This is a genomic window from Streptomyces sp. NPDC102462, from assembly GCF_044765425.1.
Lineage (GTDB): Bacteria > Actinomycetota > Actinomycetes > Streptomycetales > Streptomycetaceae > Streptomyces.
This window is the reverse complement of the sequence record NZ_JBIWKB010000002.1, coordinates 43,288-67,801: the sequence shown is the minus strand read 5'-3', so window position 1 is coordinate 67,801 and position 24,514 is coordinate 43,288. Positions and strand designations below refer to the sequence as shown.

Below are 24,514 nucleotides of genomic sequence, written 5' to 3'. Positions count from 1 at the left end.
ATGTCGGAGACATCCCGGCAATGGGACAGGTGAACCGGGCCACGGCCAAGCTCGGTGCGCGGGTCCGCTCCCAGCCGGCGGTCATCGCCGGGGCCCACCGGCCTCGGCAGCGGACGGGCGGGGGTCGCCATCCCTGTGCGGACACTCCCGTGCGGACACTCCCGTGCGGACACTCCCGTGCGGATCAACGAGACCCGCGGCGCGTCCGTGTCGCGGGCGGCCCCAACGGCGCACCGCCGCCCGGATCCCGTGCCGCTCCCCGGGCGGTCGGTGCCGCCGGACAGGGGCAGGGGACTTGGGCGGGGCAGGAGTCCAGTGCCGGGGCAGGAGTCCAGTGCCGGGGCGGGAGCCGGGGGCCGGGGCGGAAGCTGAGGGGCCGGGGCAGGAGTCCAGTGCCGGGGCGGGAGCCGGGGGCCGGGGCAGGAGTCCAGTGCCGGGGCGGGAGCCGGGGGCCGGGGCGGGAGTTCAGGGGCTGGGGTGGAAGCCCAAGGCCGGGGCAGGAGCGGAGGGCCGGGCAGGAGTCCAGTGCCGGGACGGAAGCCGGGGCCGGGGCCGAGCCCAGTGCCGGGGCGGAAGCCCAAGGTCGGGGTTCAGTCAGGTCCGACACACGCACCGGCGGGGCCCGTGGCCGCCGGGGTGCCGGAGCGTTCCCGCGTGCGCCCGGTCGGGCCTTGCGCCGATCGAGGTGGCACGGGCGGGACCCCGGCCGAGGGCCGGGCGTCGGGGCGATCGACGGGAGCCCGTGCGGCAGTATGGGGGTATGCCGAACCGACTGGCTCATGAAACCTCTCCCTACCTGCTCCAGCACGCCGACAACCCGGTCGACTGGTGGCCCTGGTCGGACGGGGCGTTCGAGGAGGCACGGCGGCGGGGGCTGCCGGTGCTGCTCAGCGTCGGCTATTCCAGCTGCCACTGGTGTCACGTCATGGCGCACGAGTCGTTCGAGGACGCGGCGACGGCGGCCTTCATGAACGAGCACTTCGTCAGCGTCAAGGTGGACCGCGAGGAGCGGCCGGACGTGGACGCCGTCTACATGGAGGCCGTGCAGGCGGCCACCGGGCAGGGCGGGTGGCCGATGACCGTGTTCCTCACGCCGGACGCCGAGCCCTTCTACTTCGGCACCTATTTCCCGCCGGCGCCCCGGCACGGGTCGCCCTCGTTCCGGCAGGTGCTCGAAGGGGTCCGGCAGGCATGGGCGGAGCGGCAGGACGAGGTGACCGAGGTCGCCGGGAAGATCGTGCGCGACCTCGCCGGGCGGGAGATCGACTACGGGGGCGCGCGACCGCCCGGCGAGCAGGAGCAGGCGCAGGCCCTGCTCGGGCTGACCCGCGAGTACGACCCGCAGCGCGGCGGATTCGGCGGCGCGCCGAAGTTCCCGCCGTCCATGGTCATCGAGTTCCTGCTCCGGCACCACGCCCGCACCGGTTCCGAGGGCGCCCTGCAGATGGCCCAGGAAACCTGCGAGCGGATGGCGCGGGGCGGGATCTACGACCAGCTCGGCGGCGGGTTCGCCCGGTACTCCGTCGACCGGGACTGGACAGTGCCGCACTTCGAGAAGATGCTCTACGACAACGCCCTGCTGTGCCGGGTCTATGCGCATCTGTGGCGTGCCACCGGTTCCGGGCAGGCCCGCCGGGTCGCCCTGGAGACCGCCGACTTCATGGTCCGCGAACTGCGCACCGCCGAGGGCGGGTTCGCCTCCGCGCTCGACGCCGACAGCGACGACGGCAGCGGGCGGCACGTCGAGGGCGCGTACTACGTGTGGACGCCCGAGCAACTGCGTGACGTGCTCGGGGACGACGCTCCGCTCGCCGCCCAGCACTTCGGGGTGACCGAGGAGGGCACCTTTGAACACGGCCGTTCCGTGCTGCGGCTCCCGCAGGGCGAGGGCGTGGCGGACGCGGAGCGGATCGCCTCGGTGCGGGAGCGGCTGTTCCGGGCACGGCAGGACCGCCCGGCCCCGGGCCGCGACGACAAGGTCGTCGCCGCCTGGAACGGTCTCGCCGTCGCCGCGCTGGCCGAGACCGGCGCCTACTTCGACCGGCCCGACCTGGTCGAGGCCGCGGGCGCCGCGGCCGATCTGCTGGTCCGGGTGCACCTGGACGAGAGCGGCCGGCTGGTCCGCACCAGCCGGGGCGGCCGGGCCGGCGGCAACGCGGGCGTGCTGGAGGACTACGCCGATGTCGCCGAGGGCTTCCTGGCGCTCGCCTCCGTCACCGGCGAGGGAGTCTGGCTCGACTTCGCCGGACTGCTTCTCGACCAGGTGCTCGCCCGCTTCACCGACCCGGACGGCGGCGCGCTCTACGACACCGCGGCCGACGCCGAACGGCTCATCCGCCGCCCGCAGGACCCCACCGACAACGCCACCCCGGCCGGCTGGACCGCCGCCGCCGGCGCCCTGCTGAGCTATGCCGCCCACACCGGTTCCGAGCCCCATCGCACCGCCGCGGAGCGGGCGTTGGGGGTGGTGGCCGCCCTCGGGCCGCGGGTGCCGCGCTTCATCGGCTGGGGGCTCGCCGTCGCGGAGGCCCTGCTCGACGGCCCGCGGGAGATCGCGGTCGTCGGCCCGGACCTGTACGACGAGGCGACACAGACCCTGCACCGCACGGCGCTTCTGGGTGCCGCCCCCGGCGCCGTCGTAGCCGCCGGGGTCGCGGACGGCGACGAGTTCCCGCTCCTCGCCGACCGGCCCCTGGTGGGCGGCGCGCCCGCCGCCTACGTCTGCCGGAACTTCACCTGTGACGCCCCGACGACCGACCCGGAACGGTTGCGCACCGCGCTGAGCACCTGAAACGGCATGCCCCCAGCGGCCGGTACGCGAGAGGCGGGCGAATCGCCGAGGTCAACGGCGGGGGCGACCCGCCGTGGCCGGACCGCGAGCGCGGCGGCAGCAGTTGCGGCGAGGGGGAGGTGACGGGACGTCAGGCCTTTCGGCGCGGGCCGGCGAACTCGTCGAGGGCGCGTTCCACGATGGCTTCCAGCTGTTCGTGGTGGGCGCCCTTCCAGTAGGCGCGCCCGCACTCCCGGCACTGCGCGAAGACGTCGTACGAGCGGTGCGTGCCCCCTTTGAGCTGGTCGGCCACCTCGTCCTTGGTGGCCGCCCGGAGCAGGCCGTTGCAGGCGGTGCAGCGCGTCCAGGGCCGCAGCTCGGGCGCGAACCGGTCCAGGACGTCGCGGAGTTGGTCGCCGGGCCGGGTGCTGTAGACGAAGGCGCCCGCCCACAGTTCGCGGCGGCGCAGCAGACCGCGGTCGCGGCTGAGCATGACCCGTTTTTCGGCCGCGGAGCGTGCGGCCAGCGCCGGGTCGCCGATGTCCGTCGACTCGTAGGCCGTGTCCACGCCGAGCAGCCGCAGCCGCCGGGCGAGGGTGCCCAGGTGCACGTCGAGCAGGAAACGCAGCGGGGCGCCCGGGATCCGCTGGGGCCGCTCCACCGCCCGCACCAGTACCGTCTCACCCGCCGCCGGGACGTGTGACACGGGCACCGGCCGGCCGTCCACCACCAGGGCGCCGACCTCGGTGAGCGGGACGCCCAGGGACTCGACGACATGGCCGAGGGTGGAGACGCCGTCGGTGGCGAGCGCGCAGGCGCCGTGGCGCCGGGCGTGCGGGACGAACAGCCTCAGCAGGGGAGCGACTTCCACCTGGATCTCGGGACCGTTCACCCGGCCAGGATGCCACGGGCCGGGCCGCGGGCCTCAGGGCTTTTCGACGGGCAGGCCGTGCTCCAGGACGTCGAGGGCGCGGTCGATGAGGTCGACGACGTCGTCCCGGTGGTCGTTCTCGGCCCAGTACAGGGAGACCTCCATCAGGCCGCCGACCAGGGACATCGCCCAGACCCGCACCTCCAGGGAGTCGGGGTCGCGGCCGGTGCGCTCGCCGATGGCCCGGCACAGCAGACGGCCGGTGACCGACATGGTCTCCATCGTCCGCGAGCGCACCGCGGGCACCTCGACCATCAGCTTCGTGCGCAGCCGGGTCACCTCGGGGCCGTCGCTGAGGCCCAGGCTCGCGGCCCGCTGCATGACGTACCGCAGGGACTGCGGCCACGGCTCGTCGGCGGGCCGGGCGCGCAGTTCCTCCAGGATGATCGGGTCCCACTCGTCGGTGAGGACGATGTCCTCCTTCGTGGGGAAGTAGCGGAAGACCGTGGACGGCGACACCTCGGCGCGCTCCGCGATCTGCTCGACCGTGGTGGCGTCGTACCCCTGTTCCGAGACCAGCCGGTACGTCGCGGCGCGGATCGCCTCCCGCGTCTTGATCTTCTTCCGTTCCCGCAGACCGAGCTGGGGACGGTCGGCGGGGGCGCAGGTGGCACCGTCCCGTTCGGGCGGCGGGGAGAGCTTGGGGGAGCGTGCGGCCGTCATGGAGGTCATTGTCGGACATCCGCCGGGGGTGTGACCACGGCCGGGATCTCGCCGGCCGCTCCCCGGGCTGCCGCGGCACCCGGCAGGAACGCGGCGGCCAGCAGGGCGGCGGCCAGGGACGCGATGCCGCACACCACCAGGACCAGGCCCATGGCGTGCACGAACGCGCTGTTCGCGGAGGCCGCCAGCTGGGTCGCGCCCGACCGCTCGGCGATCAGGTGGGCGGCGACCACGGACTCCCGGGCGGTGTGGGCCGCCGGCCCGGGCAGCCCGGTGACGTCGAGCCGGTCGCGGAAGGCGCCCGCGAGCAGGCTGCCGAGCAGGGCGATGCCGATCGCCGCGCCGACCTGGCGCAGGGTCATCAGCAGTCCGGAACCTCCCCCACTGCCTCAAGGGCGTGGGGGCACCCCCAGCCGGCCCGTTCGGCGGGCAGTGCGCCGAGGGCGCCGTCCATCGCCGGGACCATCGCGAAGCCGAATCCGAGCCCGGCGACCGACAGCCACAGCGCGGTGAATCCGTAGCCGGAGTCGACGGTGGTGCGGTGCCGAGGAACGCCGCGAAGGCGAGGACGACGAGTCCGGCGCTGACCACGGCCCGCGCGCCGAACCGGGCGACGACCGGCTGGGCGCCCCGGGCGGCGATCAGCAGGCCGCCCATCATCGGCAGCAGCCGCACCCCGGTGCCGAGGGCGTCGTTGCCGAGGACGGCCTGGAGGTAGGGGGGCAGCACGAACAGCAGACCGGACAGGACGAACGTCACGAGGGTCGCGGCGACCGAGTTGACCAGGAAGCCGCGCTGGCCGAGCAGGGACATGTCGAGCATGGGACGGGCCGCGCGGCGCTCGCGCACCACCAGGGCGGCGAGCAGGACGACGGCGGCGGCGACGAGGCCGAGCACCAGCGGGTCGCCCCAGCCGCGCTCCGGTGCCTCGATGATCGCGTAGATGAGGGCGCGGAGGCCGGTGGCGGTGAGCGCCGTGGAGACGGCGTCGACCTTGGGGGAGGCGGGGATGGGGCCCCCTGTTCGAGCGGAGTCGAGAACTTGGGGGAGGGTCTCGGGCAGCAGGAAGAGGCAGGCGGCGATGCCGATGGCGACCATGGGGACGTTGATCAGGAAGACCGAGCCCCACCAGAAGTGGTTGAGCAGCCAGCCGCCGAGGATCGGGCCGAGCGGCATGCCGAGCGCCGAGGCGGCCGAGATGACGCCGACGGCCTTGGCGCGCTCCCCGGGTCCGAACAGCGAGGGCAGCACGGACAGGGCGAGCGGCATGACGAGGGCGCCGCCGACGCCCATCACGGCGCGAGCCGCGATCACCGCGTTCACATCGCCGGCCAGGCTGCCGACGAGCGAGCCCGCGAGGAACACGGCGAGCCCGGCGATCAGCATCAGCCGTCGGCCGAACCGGTCGCCGAGCAGTCCGGCCGGGAGCATCAGCGCGGCGAAGACGACGACATAGGCGTCCGCCATCCTCCCCCAGTGCTAAACGCCTGGGGGGACCCCCAGCTGCTCGCCGGTGGTGGCACCGAGCTGTTCGGCCATGGTGGGCAGCGCCACGTTGAGGATCGTCCATGTCGAAGCCGAGTACCAGCATGCTCGCGACCAGGGCGCCGAGGGCCCACCAGCGGCGCGGGTCAGGGGTCGGGGTGACGCTTTGAGTGACAGTAGCCCTGAAATGAGAGTAGCTGTCAAAAGATGGTTGATGTCAATAGAGGGCAATTTTCGGCGCACACGAAAAGGGCCACGGCTCGCAAGCCGTGGCCCTGTCTGCGGGGGTGCGGGTCTACGCGTGCTGGTAGGCCACCAGGGAGATGCCGACGTAGTGCACGACGAAGGCGGCGAGGGTGAACGAGTGGAACACCTCGTGGAAGCCGAACCAGCGCGGTGACGGGTTCGGCCGCTTGATGCCGTAGATCACGCCGCCCGCGCTGTACAGGATCCCGCCCGCGATCACCAGGACCAGGACCGCGATGCCGCCGCTGCGCAGGAAGTCCGGCAGGAAGAAGACGGCCGCCCAGCCCATGGCGATGTAGCAGGGCGTGTAGAGCCAGCGCGGTGCGCCCACCCAGAAGACGCGGAAGACGATGCCCGCCGCTGCGGCGGCCCAGATCCCCCACAGCAGCCACTGCCCCTTGGCGCCCGGCAGGAGCAGCAGGGTCAGCGGTGTGTAGGTGCCCGCGATGATCAGGAAGATGTTGGCGTGGTCGAGACGGCGCAGGATGCCGTCCATGCGCGGGCTCCAGTTGCCCCGGTGGTACAGCGCGCTCACGCCGAACAGCAGGCAGGCGGTCAGCACGTAGATGCCGCAGGCGACCCGGCCCCGGCTGGAGTCGGCGAGCGCGGTGAGGATCAGGCCCGCCACGAGGACGGCCGGGAACATGCCGAGATGCAGCCAGCCGCGCAGCTTGGGCTTGATCGGATGCGGCAGTGAGAGCGCGGTGGGACCGCGGCCGGCGGCCGGCGGGTCCAGGGGCGCGTCGGGGGCGGGCGCAGTCATGCCCGGCATCGTACCTACGGAACCGTAAGTTGCGTATCAGCGGAGGCTGATGAGCACTTGATAGTGGTCATCCTCTCATGGACTCGCACGAGACAGGACGTAAAGAGACCGCCAGGTGAACGCTACGTGCACGTAAAGAAACGGGCCGGAACCCGCTGATCGTGGCGTTCCTCACGCCGCTCACCTGTGCGGCCCTCTGGACAGATGCGCAGTCGCGTCGGATGATCAAATGAGTGCAGTCGGCACCGGATGAGCGGCTACGAAGCATCCGGGCCGCAGCCCCCATGGGGCCAAAAGAAAAAAATCCCTCATTTAGGAGCAATCGTGGCGCGCGACATCGCGGCTCCCACCGTCATCCCCACCAACCATCAGGAACTGATCTCGTGGGTGAACGAGATCGCCGAACTGACCCAGCCGGACAACGTGGTCTGGTGTGACGGATCCGAGGCCGAGTACGAGCGACTGTGCGGGGAGCTCGTCAGCAGGGGCACCTTCAAGGAACTCGACCCGGTCAAGCGCCCCCACTCCTACTACGCGGCCTCCGACCCGACCGACGTCGCCCGGGTCGAGGACCGGACGTTCATCTGCTCCGCGAAGGAGGAGGACGCCGGTCCGACCAACCACTGGATGGCCCCCGAGCGGATGCGGGACGTCTTCACCGGCGAGAAGGGCCTGTTCCGCGGGGCGATGCGGGGCCGCACCATGTACGTGGTGCCGTTCTGCATGGGCCCGCTGGGATCCAAGCTCTCCGCGCTCGGCGTGGAGATCACCGACTCCGCGTACGTCGCCGTCTCGATGCGCACCATGACGCGCATGGGCCGGGCCGTCCTCGACGAGCTGGGCTCCGACGGCTTCTTCGTGAAGGCCGTGCACTCCGTCGGCGCACCGCTCGGCGAAGGCCAGCAGGACGTCCCCTGGCCGTGCAACCAGACCAAGTACATCTCGCACTTCCCCGAGGACCGCGAGATCTGGTCCTACGGCTCCGGGTACGGCGGCAACGCGCTGCTCGGCAAGAAGTGCTACGCGCTGCGCATCGCCTCCGTCATGGCCCGCGACGAGGGCTGGCTGGCCGAGCACATGCTGATCCTCAAGCTCACCCCGCCCACCGGTGAGGCCAAGTACGTCGCCGCGGCCTTCCCGAGCGCCTGCGGCAAGACGAACCTCGCCATGCTGGAGCCCACGGTCTCCGGCTGGACCGTGGAGACCATCGGCGACGACATCGCGTGGATGCGGTTCGGCGAGGACGGCCGCCTGTACGCGATCAACCCCGAGGCCGGCTTCTTCGGCGTGGCGCCGGGCACCGGCGAGCACACCAACGCCAACGCGATGAAGACACTGTGGGGCAACGCGGTCTTCACCAACGTCGCGCTCACCGACGACGGCGACATCTGGTGGGAGGGCATGACGGAGCAGGCCCCGGCCCATCTGACCGACTGGAAGGGCAACGACTGGACGCCCGGGTCGCAGACCCCGGCGGCCCACCCCAACGCCCGCTTCACCGTCCCCGCCGCGCAGTGCCCGATCATCGCGCCGGAGTGGGAGGACCCGAGGGGCGTGCCGATCTCCGCGATCCTGTTCGGCGGGCGCCGGGCCACCGCGGTGCCGCTGGTGACCGAGTCCTTCGACTGGAACCACGGCGTCTTCCTCGGCGCGAACGTGGCCTCCGAGAAGACGGCCGCCGCCGAGGGCAAGGTCGGTGAGCTGCGCCGTGACCCGTTCGCCATGCTGCCGTTCTGCGGCTACAACATGGGCGACTACATGGCCCACTGGATCGACGTGGCCAAGGACAAGGACCAGTCGAAGCTGCCGAAGATCTACTACGTCAACTGGTTCCGCAAGGACGGCGACGGGCGTTTCGTGTGGCCGGGCTTCGGTGAGAACAGCCGGGTCCTGAAGTGGATCGTGGAGCGCCTTGACGGGAAGGCGGAGGGCGTCGAGACGCCCATCGGCATCCTGCCGTCGAAGGCGGCGCTGGACACCGCCGGCCTCGAACTGACCGACGACCAGCTGGACTTCCTGCTCACCGTCGACCCGGAGGTCTGGCGCGAGGAGGCCGCGCTGGTGCCCGAGCACCTCAACACCTTCGGCGACCACACCCCGCAGGAACTCTGGGACGAGTACCGGGCCCTGGTACGGCGCCTGGGCTGACCCCAGCGGAAACAAGACTCCGCGGCCGGTCCGGGAGAGTGCCCTGACCAGCGATCGTCACGGCCGGCCGCGGTGCCCGGACCGGCGAGGCCCCGCACAACGGCGTACGGGGCCCATGGCCTGCCGGCCCCTCCCGTCAGCCCCGACGGAAGCAACCCGGCAGGCCTTCGCCCCCGGCCGAAGCGATCAGCAGGCTCTCTTACGAGGAACCCCAGGGCTGCCCTGGGAGGAATCGCATCCTAGTGACCGCGGCGCGGAGCGCCGCGGTGTCGTTCGTGCATGCTCAGCCCGCGCAGCAGCCGGGTGCCGTGTCCGGCGGAGCCGGTGCGGCATCACGCCGTGGTGGGTTCACCCGGACAGGTGACGCATGGTGGACGCACGCCGGGCGATCGTACACGTGTGTAGGTTTGGTGATCGTGAAGCTGGTGGTGCAGGTCAAGTTGCTGCCGACGCCTGTGCAGGAGTCGGCGCTGGAGGCGACCCTGCGTGCCTGCAACGAAGCGGCAACCTGGGCGAGCGGCGTGGCGTTCGAGAAGGGTGTGACGAGCACCTTCGCGCTGCGTGAGCACACCTACCGGCAGATCAAGGCCCGCTGGGGGCTGGGGGCGCAGGCCGCCCAGCACGTCATCAAGAAGACCTGCGACGCGTACGCCACGCTGAAGGCCAACCTCAAGGCCGGGAACCTGGGCAGGCCGGGCTCGAAACGCTACCGCAGGGCGGCGGAGAAGCCGGTCGCCTTCCGCCCGGAAGGCGCGCAGCCCTACGACGACCGCATGCTGTCCTGGCAGATCGACCAGCGCCGGATCTCGATCTGGACGACTGCCGGGCGGGTCAAGGGCGTGGCGTTCACCGCCTCACCGGAGCAGATGGCCACCCTGGCCCTGTACCGCAGGGGCGAGTCCGATCTGCTGTGGCGGGACGGCATGTGGTTCCTGAACGCCACCTGCGACGTTCCCGAAGCGCCGCTGAACACCGATCCGGTGGACTTCCTCGGCATCGACCTGGGCATCGTCAACATCGCCACCACCAGCGACGGCGAGATCATGGCCGGACGCGAGCTCAACCGCGTCCGCACCCGGGAACGCACGCTCCGTACCAAGCTGCAGAAGAAGAACACCCCGTCCGCCAAGCGCCGACTGAAGAAACGCAGGCGCAAGGAAGCACGACGGGCAAAGGACATCAACCACAAGATCGCGAAGCATGTGGTGGCCGAGGCAGAACGCACCGGTCGCGGGATCGCCCTGGAGAATCTGACGGGCATCCGTGAGCGGGTACGGCTTGCAAAGCCCCAACGGGCCACCCACTCCAGCTGGGCCTTCGCCCAGCTGGGGCAGTTCATCGCGTACAAGGCCCGCAAGGCGGGGGTGCCCGTCGTGCACGTCGATCCGGCGTACACCTCCCGCACCTGCGCCGAATGCGGACACATCGACAAGGCGAACCGGGTCTCCCAGGCCTGGTTCGCGTGTTGGTCCTGCGGATTCGTTGATCACGCGGACCGGAACGGCTCCTGCAACATCCGTGACAGAGCATGGGAGTTGTGGCGACGCGGGGCGCGGTCAACCGCCCCAGACCCACTTTCCGAACCGGAGCGTGGGACAGGACGCAAACGCAGCACCACAGTCAGTGGCGCCCGTTGTGTAAGCCCGGGACTCTAGTCCTGGGTCGTTGACTTGGAGCGGTCTTCCAAGTAGCGGGTGTGGGATTCCTGGCGGCGGGATTCTGCCTCGCGGAGTGTGGAGGCCAGGCGTTCGGCCTCGTCGTGCAGCAGGGTCAGCTGGCGCTCCAGGTGGCGCTCCGGCGGCTCGGTGCCCGGCGTCAGCCGCGTCCACCACCGGGTGCGCACGAACGTGTCGACCGCCTCGGGGATGTCCTGCCGCACGGCCCGCGACAGCGCGTGCATGCCCTCCGGGTCCTGCGCCAGCACCTCGGTGACCCACCCCGGATCCAGTAGGGCGGTCAGCAGCTCGATGAGTTCGGTCAGCCGTCCGGCCGCCGCGGGCGGCAGGTCGACGTCCGCGAGATAGCCGCGCAGGGTCTCGAAGTCGCCGCGCAGCTCGTCGAGTTGGGCGGTCGGATCCGGGAAGTCCGGCAGCGCGGGCCGCTCCGGCGGGGCGATCAGCGCGCCCGCCCCGTACAGCCCGGCCACCACGACGGGCCAGTACGGTCCCGCCACCCCGGTGAAGGTCAGCGCGAGCCCCACGAGGCCGCCCACGCCGCCCGCGATGTTCTTGCGGGACTCCAGATAGCCGAGGAACCTACTGGTAGCCACGGATCTCCTCGAAGGCTCCGTCGAGCGAGCCCTTGCGGGCGTCGAACAGACGGCCGCCGGTCAGGTCGGCGATGTGCTGCAACTCCGCCCGGTCGGAGTCGCCGAAGAGGATGGGGAAGACCGGGGTCTCGCGTTCGGCCTGGGTCAGACCGCGGTAGAACGCGTCGAACTCCGCCGCCTCGGCGCCGGTGGTGTTCTCGCCGTCCGTCATCAGCACGATCGAGGTGAAGGTTTCGCCGGCGCCGCCCAGGTGCTCGTACGCCTTCTCCAGCGAGGTGTAGACGGCGGTGTCGCCCTGCGCGGACAGCGCGTCGGTGTCCTTGCGGATGGCGTCCAGACCGCTCTTCGGGTCGGACGGGCTGACGACATGGGTGCGCACGCTCTTCACGTCCGAACCGAACGGCATCAGGGTGACCTCCTCGCGCCGGCGGAAGTCCCCGGTGAGACCGGTGAGGGCCCTCTTCAGCCGGTCCAACCGGTCACCCCGCATCGAGCCCGAGGTGTCGAGCACATACACCGTGCGCGAGGGGCGGCGCAGTTCGTTCTCGTACGAGTCGAGCAGCCCGTCGGCGACCGACCGGCTGCCGGGGAACGGCAGTTCGCGCCGTCTGCCGGTGTCGAGGCCCGCGGCCGGTTTGACCGACGGGACGACAGGACGGCGATGGGTGCGCTCGGTGATCAGCCGCTGCACCGCGTCGCCGCGCAGCGCTTCGGCGAGCCGGCGCACGTCCTGGCGGGCGGCGGAGCCGGCGGAGGCGAGCGAGGAGAGCGGGTAGTCGGCGGTGAGCACGCCGTCGGTGGGCCGGATCACGGTGAGTCCCGGGATGCCCTTGAGGACGGACTCGTAGTTGAGCAGCGCGTCGACGTTGCCGCGCCGCGCGTACGCCGACGCCAGCCAGCCCGAGGACCCCGAGGTCAGCTGCTGGCCCTTGAAGAACTCCTTGAGCCTCGGCGTCGCCTTCGCCACGTCCGCGTCGGTCAGCGCGGACTGGGCGCCGGACAGCGCGGAGGCGACCGAGACGAGCGCGGAGAAACCGGAGTTCGACCGGGCCGGGTCGGTCATGCCGTAGGTCAACTTCCCGTCCTGCACGGCCTGTTCGATCCGCGCCCAGGTGACCTGCGCCGGCTTCCAGTGCAGCCGGGTCAGCGCCTCCTGCCGGACGCCGATCGCGACCGGACTCGACATGATCGGCGTCTCGGAGACGACCTTCTTCGCGGCGTCCGGGCGCAGCCGCAGATAGTCGTTGGACGACAGCCACAGCGCGTCGTACGCCCCGTCGGCCCTGCCCTTCGCCACCAGGTCGATCGCGTCGAGGGTGCCCAGATAGGTGGGGCGGACGGTGATGCCGGTGTCCTCGTGTATCCGCTCCAGCACCGGCGCCATGTCCGTGAGTTCGCTGGAGGCGAGGACGCGCAGGGTGCCGGGCCGGGGCGCGTTGCCGCCGTCGGAGGGGTCCTTGTGCTCCTGGGAGGTGCAGGCGGTCAGGAGTGCGGCGGCGGCCGCGAGGACGGCGAGTCGTCGTCTCACGCGAGCCCTCCGTCCAGGGCGCCCTGCCTGCGGCTGCGCTCCAAGTAGGTGCTGGCCTGCCGGAGTTCGGCGGTGAGGCTTTCGACGGTCGTCGCCATCGCCTCGGTGGCCTGCACCTTGTAGGTGTCGATCGCGTCCAGGGTGCGGTAGATCTGCTGGAAGGCGGAGCGCAGGGTCTCGGCGCCGACGGCCGGGTCGGCGGCGATGCGCTGGATCTCGCCGCTCTGCGTGCTCAGCATCTCGGCGTTGCCGCGGATCAGGTCCTCGGTCGTCCCGCGCAGGGCGTTGACCTGCTCGATGACCTTCTTCTGGTTGTCCAGGGCGGAGGCCAGCATCACGGAGATGCGCAGCGCCGAGACGGTCGTGGTGGCCGCCCGTTCGACGCCCTTGATCAGCTCGTCGTTGTTGCGGCGTACGACATCCATGGCGAGGTAGCCCTGCGCGCACACCGCGAGCTGGGTGAGCAGGTCCTGGTGTTTTTGCCGGACCGGGAAGAGCACGTCGGCGCGCAGGCCGTCGGCCCGCTCGGGGTCGCTCGCCGCCACCCCGTCGATGTGCCCCGCGACGGCGCCGTCCAGGGCCTCGGTGAGCACGACGTACTCCTGGAGCTTGCCCATGGTCTCCCACAGCCGCACCCGCTCGGTCTGCAATGCGGCGTTGTCGCGGCGCAGTTCGTCCTGGCCGCCGCGCAGCGAGCCGACGATCTTGTTCAGGGTGCCCTGTGCGGAGGCGTACTTGGCGACGTGGTCGCGCAGCTTGTTGCCGCCGGGCAGCCGGGACAGGAACTTGCGGCCCTTGCTCGCGGGCAGATCGCGCGGGTCGAGGTCGTCGACGACCCGGCGGAGTTCCACGAGCGACCCGGCCACCAGGGACTGGGCGTCGCCGCCCTTGCCGGGCAGGCTGCGGACCGCGCGTTCCAGCATGCGGTTGGACTGGGCGGCGGCGCTGCGCATCTCACCGGCGCCGAGGGCGGTGATCTCGCCGACCTTGCCCGCGAACTCGGGCGAGCGGGTGTCGAGGGCGGCCAGCCCCTCGACGTACGCGGCGGCCTTGCGGGACATGTCCTCCCGGACGCTCGCCTCGACGGGCACCAGGCCGCCGGCCTTCTCCCGGGGCACGGGCGCCACGGCCTCGGGCGGGGTGAGCGTGAGGACGTCGTCGCCGCTGAGCGTCGGCTCATGGCCGCTCGGGCTGATGTGGTTGAAGCTGCTCATAGGTATCCCCCCGGATCAGCCGCGTGCCCGGCGGGCCATCTCGTGCAGCACCTCGGAGGTGGGCACGGGCGCCTGCCGGACACCGGTCAGCTTCTGGTTGAGGTAGGCGGCACGGTCGGCCGTGGCCGCGATGAACTCGGCGGTGTCGCCCTGCGGGCGGAAACCGTGCCTGACGGCGAGCTTGCGCAGTGTCGGGTCGGTGCTGAGCAGGTCCCCGAGCGCGCGGCCCTCGTCGGTGAGCGGCACGACGGTGTGGTCGCTGTTGACGGTGGTGTCGGGGTAGAGGACGACCAGGTCGTCGACCGACTTCTGTTCGCCGAGGAGCGTGGCGACCTGTGACTCGTACACCAGCACCAGCGGATTGCCGGCCCCGCTGATGAAGTCCCGGAACGGGCCGTCCGAGCTGGACTGCTGGGCGCCCTGGACGGAGACCAGCTTGCGCAGCAGGGGTGCGGTGCGGTCGACGTCGGCCGTGCTCGCGGCGACCTTGCCGCCGCCCGCGACGTAGGAGGCCGCGGCCAGGTAGAGGGCGCCGGAGTTGGAGGACTCCGGGTCGGTGCTGGCGATGTAGAGGGTGCCGGTCAGTTCCCCGTGCCGGCCGGCGCCCTTGAGCTGCTGCCAGGTCCGGTCGTGGCGGGCGGCGTCGAGGTAGGCGGCCATCTTCAGGGTGCCGCGGCTCCTGCCGTCGAGCGTGGCCAGCCCGTTCGCGGCGAGCACGTCGGCCGCGCTGCGGTGCGCCACCACGACGAGCGGCGAGTAGAAGGGGCGCGGCAGCGGCTCACGCACCCGGTACTTCTTCGCCAGTTGACCGGCCGGGGCCTGGCTGGACGGGAAGGCGAAGTCGTACCCCTTGAGGTCGAGTCCTTCCATCGCCCAGGACCCCGATGACTCGGTCTTCACGGTGAAGCCCTTGTCGGCGAGGGCCTTCACCACGTCGGGATCGGCGAAGAACTCGGCCTTCTCCGATCCGATCACTCCCTGCACGGTCTTCGTTGCCGTGCCCTTGTCCTCGCCCTGTCGGCCTGCGACGACGGCGGTCACCACGCCGCCGATCAGCAGCACCGCGAGGACTATTCCCGCGATACGTCTCACACGAGGGAGACTGCTCCCGGAATTCAACGTTCCATGGGGAGCGTGGTGAACGGAGGGTGTCGGGCCGATCCCGTTATGCAACAGGAACAGGCCATTCCGTTCGGCGGGGTGAAACGGGGTGAAGCGGGCTGGGGCGCCCGGTCCGCGCGTCGCTGCGGGTGCGCGCGGACCGGGGCCGTCGGGGGACCCGGGTCAGGGGTCAGCGGGCCGCGCTGAGTTCCGGCAGGGCGCTCAGTGCGGCGGCGTGGGCGTCCATGCGCTCGGCGGACAGGATCGCCGCCGTGGTGTCTGCGCGGGACGCGGCGACGACCAGGGCGCGGCCGGCCAGCGCGTGCGCCCGCTGGTGCAGGGCGGCCGGGCGTGGGTCGGTCGCGGCGCCGGACGCGCGGGCCGGCGCGTGCCCGCCCCGCAGCCGGGTCACCTGCTCGGCGAGCCGTGCGGACGCCGTGTCCAGCTCGTCGCAGGGCGCGAGGGCGCGCAGCTCGTCCGTGACGGCGAGCAGTGCCGCGAGGTGTCCGGCGAGCTGGATGTCCAGCTCCTCCTCGCGCGACCGGTGGGGGAAGTCGGAGGGGGTGCCGGCCATCGGGTTGCCGTGCGGGGACCGGGGGGACGGTCCGGTGCGGATCGGTTCGTACATGGGAGATGGCCTCCTGTGCTCTGACAGGAAGCCATCCTAGCTTAGAACTCGTCTAAAGTTGACCCTGATCGCGCAAGCGGGTCGGGCGGCTACCCGGGGTGAGGTGCGGCGGTACGGCTACGGCTGGGCGTAGCCGTCTATGGCTGGGCGTAGCCGTCCAGGAACGAGCCGATCCGGGTCACCGCGTCCCTCAGGTCACCCGCCGACGGCAGCGTCACCACACGGAAGTGGTCCGGTTCCGGCCAGTTGAAGCCGGTGCCCTGGACCACCATGATCTTCTCGCGGCGCAGCAGGTCGAGGACCATCTGCCGGTCGTCCTTGATCTTGAAGACGTTCGGGTCCAGGCGCGGGAAGAGGTAGAGCGCGCCCTTGGGGCGCACGCAGGTGACCCCCGGGATCTGGGTCAGCAGATCGTAGGCGACGTCCATCTGCTCCTTCAGCCGCCCGCCCGGCAGCACCAGTTCGTTGATCGTCTGGCGCCCGCTCAGCGCGGCCACGACGCCGTGCTGGCCCGGCATGTTCGCGCACAGCCGCATGTTCGCCAGGATCGTCAGGCCCTCGATGTAGGAGTCGGCGTGCGCCCGCGGCCCGGAGATCGACATCCAGCCCACCCGGTAGCCCGCCACCCGGTACGCCTTGGACATGCCGTTGAACGTCAGCGTCAGCAGGTCCGGGGCGACCGCGGCCGTCGGGGTGTGCGTGGCACCGTCGTAGAGGATCTTGTCGTAGATCTCGTCCGAGCAGACCAGCAGGTTGTGCCGGCGGGCGATGTCCGTCAGGCCCTTCAGCATCACCTCGTCGTACACCGCGCCCGTCGGGTTGTTCGGGTTGATGATGACGATCGCCTTGGTGCGGTCGGTGACCTTGCGCTCCACGTCGGCGAGGTCGGGCATCCAGTCGGACTGCTCGTCGCAGCGGTAGTGGACGGCGGTGCCGCCCGAGAGCGAGACGGCGGCCGTCCACAGCGGGTAGTCGGGGGCCGGTACCAGGACCTCGTCCCCGTCGTCGAGGAGCCCCTGCATCGCCATCACGATCAGCTCGGAGACGCCGTTGCCGATGTAGACGTGCTCGACGTCGGTCTCGATGCCGATGGTCTGGTTGTGCATCACGACCGCGCGGCGCGCCGCGAGCAGGCCCTTGGCGTCGCCGTAGCCGTGCGCCGACGACACGTTGCGGAGGATGTCCTCCAGGATCTCGGGCGGGCACTCGAAGCCGAACGCCGCCGGGTTGCCGGTGTTCAGCTTGAGGATCCGGTGTCCGGCCGCCTCCAGCCGCATCGCCTCCTCGAGCACCGGGCCCCGGATCTCGTAACAGACGTTGGCGAGCTTGGTCGACTGGATCACCTGCATGTCCGCGAGCTTACGACCCGGTAACGGCCCTTGGATGGTGTTATCCGCCACGTGAGACACCCGACCGCCGACCGACAGACCCACGGCACCCGCGAAACCCCGCCCACCCGGTCACCTTTCTGGCCGCCCCCCACATCCACCAGAACGAGTGACACCATGCGCCTCCGCGCGAGCGACGTGCGCGGCTGCCGGTGCCCCGTGCGCCTTGTCGATGGCTCCCCGGGCGAGGGCCGGGTGCGCGGGTACGGGCCCGGGGGCGCTTCGGTCGACTCGGGGTGGGGGAGTGGGGTCCGACGGGGCGGGGGTGGTGCGGAGCCGAGTCTGCTGGGTGAGGGGGCTCGGGGCGGTGTGGACGCGGAGGTCGTGGCAGGGGTGGTTCGTGGGGGAGGACAGGGGGTGAGTCGGCGGCTGGGTGGATGCCCGGGTGTGCCTGTGCCGTCGGCGGCGGTCGTGCGTGGCCTCCGGCAGGCGCGCGTAGTGAATCGGGCTTGCCGCGGGTGCCGGGGTGAGTGGCCCCGATCGGAGGATGGACGGCAGCCTCGGCGCGGGGTCAACTTGGGGTGGTTTTGGGGGAGTCGGGGATCTGAGGGCGGCGGGTGAGGGTGCGTACGGGTCCTTGCTGTTGACCTTTGTGCGGCTTCAGAATGTGCATGACAAAACTGCGGGCGGCCGGAAGATCTCCGGTCGCTTACGTCTGCAGAGGGGACCCCCACATGAAGAAGCCTCTCCTTGCCGCGCTCGCGACCCTGGTGATCACCGGGGCGGGCACGGCACCGGTGGCCGCGGCGACGGACACCACCGCCCCCGCGAAGGCCGCCGCGCCCGCGATCCAGGCCGTCGACTTCGCCGGCACCGTCGCGCTCAGCAACTGCTCCGGCTCCGTCATCCGCTTCCCGAACTCCGCCGACACCGACCCGGCCCTCGTGCTCACCAACGGCCACTGCCTGGAGACCGGCTTCCCGGCCGCCGGCCAGGTCATCGTCGACCAGGCGTCCAGCCGCACCTTCGGCCTGCTCAACGCCTCGGCCACCCAGGTCGGCACGCTGCGCGCCAGCAAGGTCGCGTACGCGACGATGACCGACACGGACGTCACGATCTACCAACTGACCACCACGTACGCGCAGATCAAGAGCACGTACGGGATCAACGCCCTGACCGTGCAGAACACGCACCCGACCGCCGGCACCGCCATCACGGTCGTCTCCGGCTACTGGAAGCGGACCTACGCCTGCAGCATCGACGGCTTCGTCTACCGCCTGAAGGAGGGCAGCTGGACCTGGAAGGACTCCGTCCGCTACACCTCGGCCTGCAACACCATCGGCGGCACCTCCGGCTCCCCGGTGATCGACAACGCCACCGGCAAGGTCGTCGCCGTCAACAACACCGGCAACGAGGACGGGGCCCGTTGCACCGTGAACAACCCCTGTGAGGTCGACGAGGCCGGCACGGTCACCGTCCGCCAGGGCATCAACTACGCCCAGGAGATCTACCAGATCCCGGCCTGCTTCACGACCGGCAACAAGCTGAACCTGAGTGCGGGTGGCTGCGCCCTGCCCAAGCCGTAGCCCTCCGCTTGGGGCCGGTGATGGTTCGTTGTCGGCTGCGGACGCGTCGTGGCTGGTCGCGCCCGCGCGGCGGAGCCGCATATTGACACAGCCCCGCGCCCCTTCGGGCGCTGTCAGGCGGGGGTCGGGCGGATTGTGCGGTTGGCCGGGGCGTCTGTGCGGCTGCGGCGGCGTCGTGGCTGGTCGCGCCCGCGCGGCGGAGCCGCATGTTGACACAGCCCCGCGCCCCTTCGGGGCGCGGCCCAGCTGGCGGCGCTGTCAGGCTGGGGTTCGGCGGATTGATCGGCCTGCCAGTACGTCCGTGCGGTGGCCGGCCTCGATCACGAAGCGGCCGTTGATCAGGACGTGTGGGATGCCGGTGGGGAGCGTGCGGGGCTGGTCGAAGGTGGATCCCGCCGCGACCGTCTCGGGGTCGAACAGCACCAGGTCGGCGCGGTAGCCCTCGCGGACCAGCCCGCGGTCCGGCAGACGCAGCCGGGCCGCGGGGCGCGAGGTGAGGTGCGCGACGCACTCCTCCAGCGACAGCACCCCCAACTCCCGTACGTAGTGGCCCAGATAGTGCGGGAAGGTGCCGTACGCCCGCGGATGCGGCTTGGCGCCCTGCAGAATGCCGTCCGAACCGCCGGTGTGCGCCCCATGCCGCATGATCGCGCGGACGTTCTCCTCGTGGCCCACGTGCTGGAGGATCGTCGGCCCCAGCCGGTCCTCGACCAGCAGCCTGCGGGCCGTCGTCCAGGGTGTCTCGCCGCGCCGCCGCGCCGACTCCAGGACCGTGCGGCCGACGTGGTCGGAGAGGGCCGGGTCGGTCACCCCGGAGATCTCGATCGTGTCCCACGCGACGGGCACGCCGTGGCAGCCGTCGGAGCCGACGACCTCCAGGTGGTGCCGGATCCGTTCGGCGGTCGCCTCGTCGGTGAGCCGCCCCAGGATCTCCTCCGGGCCGCCCTCGCTCGCCCAGCCGGGCAGCAGCGCCGCGAGCGTCGTACAGCCCGGGGTGTAGGGGTAGGTGTCGAGGCTGATGTCGGCGCCGCCGGCGATCGCGTCGTCCAGGAGAGCCAGCAGCTCGGGCGCGCGGCCCTCGTTCACACCGAAGTTCATGGTGGCGTGCGCGAGGTGCAGGGCGCAGCCCGCCGCACGGGTCAGCTCCACCATCTCCGCGTACGCCGCGAGCGCGCCCGCGCCGTAGGAGCGGTGGTGCGGGCAGTAGTAGCCGCCGTACCCGGCCACCACCCGGCACAGTTCGGTGAGTTCCGCGTCCTCGGCGTACATGCCGGGCGTGTAGGTGAGCCCCGACGACATGCCGACCGCGCCCTGCTCCATGCCCTCGGCGATCAGCTGCCGCATCCGGTCCAGCTCGGCGGGCGTGGCCGGGCGGTCCGCCCAGCCGACGGCGAGCGCGCGCACCGTGCCCTGCGGGATCAGATAGGCGGCGTTGACGGCGATGCCCCGGTCCAGCCGGTCCAGGTACTCGCCGACGGACCGCCAGTCGAAGTCGATGTCGTCGCCGTACCCGTTCCAGCCGGTGATCGCGCGGCGCACCGCGTCGAGCGTGCGGTCGTCGACCGGCGCGTACGACAGCCCGTCCTGCCCGATGACCTCCAGGGTCACACCCTGCGCGGCCTTCGCGCTGTGGTCGGGGTCGCGCAGCAGGGCGAGGTCGCTGTGGGCGTGCATGTCGATGAAGCCGGGGGCGAGCACCAGCCCCTCGGCGTCCAACTCCCGGCGGGCCTTGGGGCGTTGGCAGCCCGCCTGGGCCGCCTCCTGGACGATGGAGACGATCCGGCCGCCGTCCACCACCACATCGGCGCGGTACGAGGGTGCCCCGCTGCCGTCCACGACGTCCGCGTCCCTGATGACCAGCTCTTCCACCGGCTGCCTCCTAGAAGAACGTGCGGATGTAGTCGACGACCGTGCCGTCCGCCTCGGCCAGCGGGATCAGCTGCCACTTGTCGAACGACGTGCACGGGTGGGACAGGCCGAGCCCGATCCAGTCGCCGACCTCCAGGTCCGCCTCCGGTTCGGTACGCAGCCAGGCGTGCTGGTCGGACAGGCCGGTCACCGCGATGCCGCTCGCCGGCCGTTGTGTCCCGTTCCTGCGTACCACCTGGGCGAAGGGCAGGTCGAGGTCGTGGGCCGCGTCCCGCTTGCCCGCGTTGGCGAAGGCCTGCCCGGCGCTGGGGCGGGAGACGATCTGCGCCCACAGCCGGAAGGCGGGCTCCAGGGCGCCCTCCTCGGGGACCCGGTTGAACGGGGTCACCTTGCGGTAGTGACCGTCGTCGTGCGAGACGTAGGCGCCGGAGCGGAGCAGCTTCAGGACGGGCCGGGACAGTGCGGGGAGGCCGGCGAACACATCGGCCACCGCGTCGAACCAGGCGCTGCCGCCCGCGCTGACGACGATCTCCCCGGCGTCCGCGAACCGGCCCGCCGCATCGAAGTCCACGGCGAGCGCGACCAGCCGGTCCAGCCATGCGTGCACCCGCTCCGGGTCGGCCCGCGGCACCTCGCCCTCGTACCCGGCGACACCGACCAGCCGCAGCGTCCCCGCGGCGGCCACCGCGTCCGCGACCGCCGCGCACTCCGCCTCGGTCCGCACGCCGGTGCGGGCGTCCTCGCCGGCGGCCAGCTCGACCACGACGTCCACGGGGCGGGCGGCCCCGCGCAGCGCCGCGTCCATCAGCTCAACGCCGCGCACCGAGTCGACGTAGCAGACGAAGCGGAAGGACGGGTCAGCGGCGAGTTCGGCGGCGATCCAGCGCAGCGCCGCCGCGTCCACCAGCTCGTTGGCGAGGAAGACCCGCTCGACGCCGAACGCCCGCGCCACCCGCACCTGGTGCGGCACCGCAAGGGTGATGCCCCAGGCGCCGTGCGCGAGCTGGCGGTGGAAGAGCTGCGGGGCCATGGAGGTCTTGCCGTGCGGGGCGAAGGCCAGGCCGTGCCGGGCCGCGTACGTCTCCATGAGCTTCAGGTTGTGCTCCAGACGCTCGGCGGACAGCGTGAGCACGGGGGTGGCGAAGCCGTCGGTGAACAGGTTGCGGCGCTGGGCGGCCAGCTCGCCGACGGTCAGCCCCGCGGCGTCCGGCGGGAGACCCTTGAAGCGGTGGTCGACGCGTTCCTCGGCCAGGCGTGCCAGCGCCTCCGTGCTCATGGAACCTCCCTGATCAGGTCTGTTGCTCATGTTGCAACGACCGTTGCGTATATCGCTCACTGCTGTCTAACATCTCGGCCAACGCGGGGTCAACGGAGCCGCCATGACCCGCGTACGCACCGAGGAGCCGCGACGATCGTGACCGACACCGGACCCCGTACGAACCCCGACGTCGTGGACGTCGTCGCGCTCGGCGAGTCCATGGTCACGTTCCTGCCCACCCGCACCGGCCGCCTCGCCGACGTGCCCTCCTTCGACCGAGCCATCGGCGGCGCCGAGTCCAACGTGGCCTGCGTCCTCGCCGCCGCCGGGCACTCCACGCGCTGGGTCAGCCGGGTCGGCGCCGACGGCTTCGGCGACCATCTCGTCCGGGCGATCGGGGCATACGGCGTCGACGTCGCCTCGGTGCGGCGGGATCCGGCGCGCCCCACCGGGATCTACTTCCGCACCGCCGGCGACCGGGCCGGCGACGACCACGAAGTCGCCTACTACCGGGCCGGTTCGGCGGCCTCCGCGATGACCGTCGACGCCGTGGACCTGGCGGCACTGCGGGCCGCGCGCATCCTGCACCTGTCCGGGATCACGGCCGCGCTCTCCGCCGGCTGCCTCGACCTGCTGCGCGCACTGACCGCGCCCCGGCCCGGACGCCGGCCCCTCGTCTCCTTCGACGTGAACTTCCGCCCGGGCCTGTGGCGCGACGCCGCCGCGCCCCGTGTGCTGCTGGACCTCGCCCGCCGCTGCGACCTGGTCTTCGTGGGCACGGACGAGGCGGAAGCGGCCTGGGGCGTCCCACCGGACCCCGACGCGATCCGCGCCCTCCTCCCGGAACCCCGGACCCTGGTGGTGAAGGAGGGCGCACGCGGGGCGACCGTCTTCGACACGGACACGTCCTTCCCGGTCTCGGACACCCGTGCCTCGGTCCCGGTCTCGGACGCTCGCGCCTCGGCCGCCGCTTCGGACACCGGTGCCCCGGTCCCCGCTCCGGACTCGGGCACGCGTACCTCCGTCGCCGCCGGGGACACCCGTGCCACGGCCCCGGCCTCGAAAGCGGACACCCATGCCCCGGTCCCCGCTTCCGACTCGGGCACGCGTACCTCCGTCGCCGCCGGGGACACCCGTGCCCCGGCGCCGGCCTCGAAAGCGGACACCCGTGCCCCGGTCCCCGCTCCGGACTCGGGCACGCGTACCTCTGTTCCCGCCGCGGACACCCGCACCTTCGTGCCCGCTCTGCATGTCGATGTCGTCGCGCCCGTCGGGGCCGGGGACGCCTTCGCCGCCGGGTTTCTTTCGGCGACGCTGCGCGGGCTGCCCGTGCGGGAGCGGATCAGGTCCGGGCATCTCATGGCCGCCGCCGCGCTCACCGTCCCCGGCGACCTCGCCGTGCCCCCCTCCAGGGAGCACGCCGACCGGCTGATCGCCCTGGACGACGCGGCCTGGGGGAGACTTCGACTCGGCCCCGGCTGGACACACGCCGCGGGCCGGGCCGATGAGGAGGTACCCACGCCATGAGCCAGACCGTCGACCGCGCGCTGAGCATCCTGCCGCTGCTCGCCGAGGGCCCCGCCGACCTCGGCCAGGTCGCCGACCGGCTCGGCGTGCACAAGTCCACCGCGCTGCGCCTGCTGCGTACCCTGCACGAACACGGCCTCGTGTACCGCCAGGCCGACCAGCGCTACCGGCTCGGTGCCCGTCTCTTCGCCCTCGCCCAGGAGGCGATGGAGAACCTGGACGTCCGCGAGATCGCCCACCCCCACCTGGTCCGCCTCAACGAGGCCTGCGGACACACCGTCCACCTCGCCGTCTACGAGGAGCACGAGGTGCTGTACATCGACAAGGTGGAGAGCCGCTACCCGGTGCGCATGTACTCGCGGATCGGCAAGCCCGTCGCCATCACCGTCGCCGCCGTCGCCAAACTGCTCCTCGCCGACCTGTCCGACGCCGAGCGCCGCGCCCTCGCGGAACAGCTCGACTACCCCATGTACACGGCCCGTTCCACCCCCAACGCCCCCGCCTTCCTGCGGGAGTTGGACAAGGTCAGGGAACAGGGCTGGGCCACCGACCTCGGCGGCCACGAGGAGTCCATCAACTGCGTCGCCGCCCCCATCCGCGGCGCCGACGGCCGGGTGGTCGCCGCGATGTCCGTCTCCGCGCCGAACGTCGTCGTCACCGCCGACGAACTCCTCACCCTGCTCCCGCAGGTGCGCCGCACCGCCGACGCCATCAGCGGCGAGTACTCCGGCAGAACTCCAGCGAAGGAAACCCCCGCATGACCGAGAAGACCGCGCTCACCCCCGCGACCCACACCACCCCGCCCGCGAAGTTCTCGCACGGGGTCAAGAAGGGCAACATCCTCCAGGTCGCCGGTCAGGTCGGATTCCTCCCCGCCGAGCCGGGCAAGCCGCCCACGTCGGCCGGCCCCACCCTGCGCGAGCAGACCCTCCAGACCCTCGCCAACGTCAAGGCGATCCTGGAGGAGGGCGGCGCCAGTTGGGACGACGTGATGATGATCCGCGTCTACCTCACCGACGTCGCGCACTTCGCCGAGATGAACGACCTCTACAACACCTACTTCGAGGAGCAGGGCCTCACCCAGCCGCCCGCCGCGCGCACCACCGTCTACGTCGGCCTGCCCGCGGGACTCCTCATCGAGATCGACGCGCTCGCCGTCCTCGGCTGACCGCACCCGCACCCCGCATCCGTACCCCGCCG

At 71.8% G+C, this 24,514-nt stretch carries 18 protein-coding genes and 1 pseudogene; 7 read left to right on the top strand and 12 right to left on the bottom strand.

Features of this window, described 5'->3' with window-relative positions; translation table 11 throughout:
• Nucleotides 1-760 precede the first annotated feature (760 nt).
• Complete coding sequence (locus tag ACIRFL_RS02460) at nt 761-2,791, top strand: thioredoxin domain-containing protein (protein ID WP_404023248.1); 2,031 nt, start codon at nt 761-763, stop codon at nt 2,789-2,791.
• A 130-nt stretch (nt 2,792-2,921) separates the two neighbouring features.
• On the opposite strand, the gene ACIRFL_RS02455 is transcribed toward ACIRFL_RS02460, so the two are convergent.
• From ACIRFL_RS02455 to ACIRFL_RS02440, 4 genes and pseudogenes are all read right to left on the bottom strand, one after another.
• Complete coding sequence (locus tag ACIRFL_RS02455) at nt 2,922-3,662, bottom strand: Mut7-C RNAse domain-containing protein (protein ID WP_404023247.1); 741 nt, start codon at nt 3,660-3,662, stop codon at nt 2,922-2,924.
• A 33-nt stretch (nt 3,663-3,695) separates the two neighbouring features.
• The gene (locus tag ACIRFL_RS02450; protein ID WP_404023246.1) at nt 3,696-4,373 is read right to left on the bottom strand and encodes a TetR/AcrR family transcriptional regulator; all 678 of its coding nucleotides are present in this window, start codon (nt 4,371-4,373) and stop codon (nt 3,696-3,698) included.
• Nucleotides 4,370-5,955 (bottom strand): annotated as a pseudogene (locus ACIRFL_RS02445) (MFS transporter). Before ACIRFL_RS02445 ends, ACIRFL_RS02450 begins: the two are co-directional and overlap by 4 nt.
• 189 nt (nt 5,956-6,144) lie before the next feature.
• Nucleotides 6,145-6,858 carry a hemolysin III family protein gene (locus ACIRFL_RS02440; RefSeq protein ID WP_404023245.1) on the bottom strand — a complete coding sequence of 238 codons (714 nt, stop codon included), beginning with the start codon at nt 6,856-6,858 and terminating at the stop codon, nt 6,145-6,147.
• A 324-nt stretch (nt 6,859-7,182) separates the two neighbouring features.
• Between ACIRFL_RS02440 and ACIRFL_RS02435 the strand changes: the two genes are divergently transcribed.
• Together ACIRFL_RS02435 and ACIRFL_RS02430 are read left to right on the top strand one after the other, a co-directional pair.
• Nucleotides 7,183-9,006 (top strand): phosphoenolpyruvate carboxykinase (GTP), encoded by a 1,824-nt coding sequence (locus tag ACIRFL_RS02435; protein ID WP_404023244.1) that lies wholly within the window; start codon nt 7,183-7,185, stop codon nt 9,004-9,006.
• A gap of 416 nt (nt 9,007-9,422) precedes the next feature.
• Nucleotides 9,423-10,661 carry an RNA-guided endonuclease InsQ/TnpB family protein gene (locus tag ACIRFL_RS02430; RefSeq protein WP_404023242.1) on the top strand — a complete coding sequence of 413 codons (1,239 nt, stop codon included), beginning with the start codon at nt 9,423-9,425 and terminating at the stop codon, nt 10,659-10,661.
• On the opposite strand, the gene ACIRFL_RS02425 is transcribed toward ACIRFL_RS02430, so the two are convergent.
• The 6 genes from ACIRFL_RS02425 to ACIRFL_RS02400 form a co-directional block, all read right to left on the bottom strand.
• A complete protein-coding gene (locus ACIRFL_RS02425) occupies nt 10,658-11,275 on the bottom strand; it encodes a hypothetical protein (RefSeq protein ID WP_404023241.1) in 618 nt (205 codons plus the stop codon). The genes ACIRFL_RS02430 and ACIRFL_RS02425 overlap by 4 nt on opposite strands.
• Nucleotides 11,262-12,803, bottom strand: coding sequence for a substrate-binding domain-containing protein (locus ACIRFL_RS02420; RefSeq protein ID WP_404023240.1), 1,542 nt, complete (start codon nt 12,801-12,803; stop codon nt 11,262-11,264). The genes ACIRFL_RS02425 and ACIRFL_RS02420 overlap by 14 nt, the downstream gene beginning before the upstream one ends.
• Nucleotides 12,800-14,017, bottom strand: coding sequence for a toxic anion resistance protein (locus ACIRFL_RS02415; protein WP_404023238.1), 1,218 nt, complete (start codon nt 14,015-14,017; stop codon nt 12,800-12,802). The genes ACIRFL_RS02420 and ACIRFL_RS02415 overlap by 4 nt, the downstream gene beginning before the upstream one ends.
• A gap of 15 nt (nt 14,018-14,032) precedes the next feature.
• Entirely contained in the window at nt 14,033-15,109 is a 1,077-nt protein-coding gene (locus ACIRFL_RS02410; protein WP_404023236.1) for a hypothetical protein, read from the bottom strand.
• A 199-nt stretch (nt 15,110-15,308) separates the two neighbouring features.
• Nucleotides 15,309-15,746, bottom strand: a complete 438-nt coding sequence (locus ACIRFL_RS02405) for a hypothetical protein (protein WP_404023234.1) — start codon at nt 15,744-15,746, stop codon at nt 15,309-15,311.
• Between the two features lie 137 nt (nt 15,747-15,883).
• Nucleotides 15,884-17,095 (bottom strand): pyridoxal phosphate-dependent aminotransferase, encoded by a 1,212-nt coding sequence (locus ACIRFL_RS02400; RefSeq protein ID WP_404023233.1) that lies wholly within the window; start codon nt 17,093-17,095, stop codon nt 15,884-15,886.
• A 713-nt stretch (nt 17,096-17,808) separates the two neighbouring features.
• On the opposite strand from ACIRFL_RS02400, the gene ACIRFL_RS02395 reads away from it, so the two are divergent.
• A complete protein-coding gene (locus tag ACIRFL_RS02395) occupies nt 17,809-18,660 on the top strand; it encodes a trypsin-like serine peptidase (protein WP_404023231.1) in 852 nt (283 codons plus the stop codon).
• Between the two features lie 258 nt (nt 18,661-18,918).
• Here ACIRFL_RS02395 and ACIRFL_RS02390 read toward each other — a convergent pair whose 3' ends face one another.
• Together ACIRFL_RS02390 and ACIRFL_RS02385 are read right to left on the bottom strand one after the other, a co-directional pair.
• The gene (locus ACIRFL_RS02390; protein WP_404023229.1) at nt 18,919-20,529 is read right to left on the bottom strand and encodes an amidohydrolase family protein; all 1,611 of its coding nucleotides are present in this window, start codon (nt 20,527-20,529) and stop codon (nt 18,919-18,921) included.
• A gap of 10 nt (nt 20,530-20,539) precedes the next feature.
• Entirely contained in the window at nt 20,540-21,805 is a 1,266-nt protein-coding gene (locus tag ACIRFL_RS02385; RefSeq protein WP_404023227.1) for an amino acid deaminase, read from the bottom strand.
• Nucleotides 21,806-22,006: 201 nt separating this feature from the next.
• Between ACIRFL_RS02385 and ACIRFL_RS02380 the strand changes: the two genes are divergently transcribed.
• From ACIRFL_RS02380 to ACIRFL_RS02370, 3 genes are read left to right on the top strand one after another with little or no spacing between them, the layout of a single operon-like run.
• Nucleotides 22,007-23,314 carry a PfkB family carbohydrate kinase gene (locus ACIRFL_RS02380; RefSeq protein WP_404023560.1) on the top strand — a complete coding sequence of 436 codons (1,308 nt, stop codon included), beginning with the start codon at nt 22,007-22,009 and terminating at the stop codon, nt 23,312-23,314.
• On the top strand, nt 23,311-24,075 hold the full coding sequence (locus tag ACIRFL_RS02375; protein ID WP_388703370.1) for an IclR family transcriptional regulator: 765 nt from the start codon (nt 23,311-23,313) through the stop codon (nt 24,073-24,075). Before ACIRFL_RS02380 ends, ACIRFL_RS02375 begins: the two co-directional genes overlap by 4 nt.
• A complete protein-coding gene (locus ACIRFL_RS02370) occupies nt 24,072-24,482 on the top strand; it encodes a RidA family protein (protein ID WP_404023225.1) in 411 nt (136 codons plus the stop codon). Before ACIRFL_RS02375 ends, ACIRFL_RS02370 begins: the two co-directional genes overlap by 4 nt.
• Nucleotides 24,483-24,514 lie beyond the last annotated feature (32 nt).

Bases quoted from the DNA above. Each gene is read 5' to 3' on its own strand.
- ACIRFL_RS02395 (WP_404023231.1), top strand. From the start codon at position 17,809: ATGAAGAAGCCTCTCCTTGCCGCGCTCGCGACCCTGGTGATCACCGGG.
- ACIRFL_RS02385 (WP_404023227.1), bottom strand. From the start codon at position 21,805: ATGAGCACGGAGGCGCTGGCACGCCTGGCCGAGGAACGCGTCGACCAC.
- ACIRFL_RS02370 (WP_404023225.1), top strand. From the start codon at position 24,072: ATGACCGAGAAGACCGCGCTCACCCCCGCGACCCACACCACCCCGCCC.
- ACIRFL_RS02415 (WP_404023238.1), bottom strand. From the start codon at position 14,017: ATGAGCAGCTTCAACCACATCAGCCCGAGCGGCCATGAGCCGACGCTC.
- ACIRFL_RS02460 (WP_404023248.1), top strand. From the start codon at position 761: ATGCCGAACCGACTGGCTCATGAAACCTCTCCCTACCTGCTCCAGCAC.
- ACIRFL_RS02375 (WP_388703370.1), top strand. From the start codon at position 23,311: ATGAGCCAGACCGTCGACCGCGCGCTGAGCATCCTGCCGCTGCTCGCC.
- ACIRFL_RS02440 (WP_404023245.1), bottom strand. From the start codon at position 6,858: ATGACTGCGCCCGCCCCCGACGCGCCCCTGGACCCGCCGGCCGCCGGC.
- ACIRFL_RS02400 (WP_404023233.1), bottom strand. From the start codon at position 17,095: ATGCAGGTGATCCAGTCGACCAAGCTCGCCAACGTCTGTTACGAGATC.
- ACIRFL_RS02450 (WP_404023246.1), bottom strand. From the start codon at position 4,373: ATGACCTCCATGACGGCCGCACGCTCCCCCAAGCTCTCCCCGCCGCCC.
- ACIRFL_RS02380 (WP_404023560.1), top strand. From the start codon at position 22,007: ATGGTCACGTTCCTGCCCACCCGCACCGGCCGCCTCGCCGACGTGCCC.
- ACIRFL_RS02405 (WP_404023234.1), bottom strand. From the start codon at position 15,746: ATGTACGAACCGATCCGCACCGGACCGTCCCCCCGGTCCCCGCACGGC.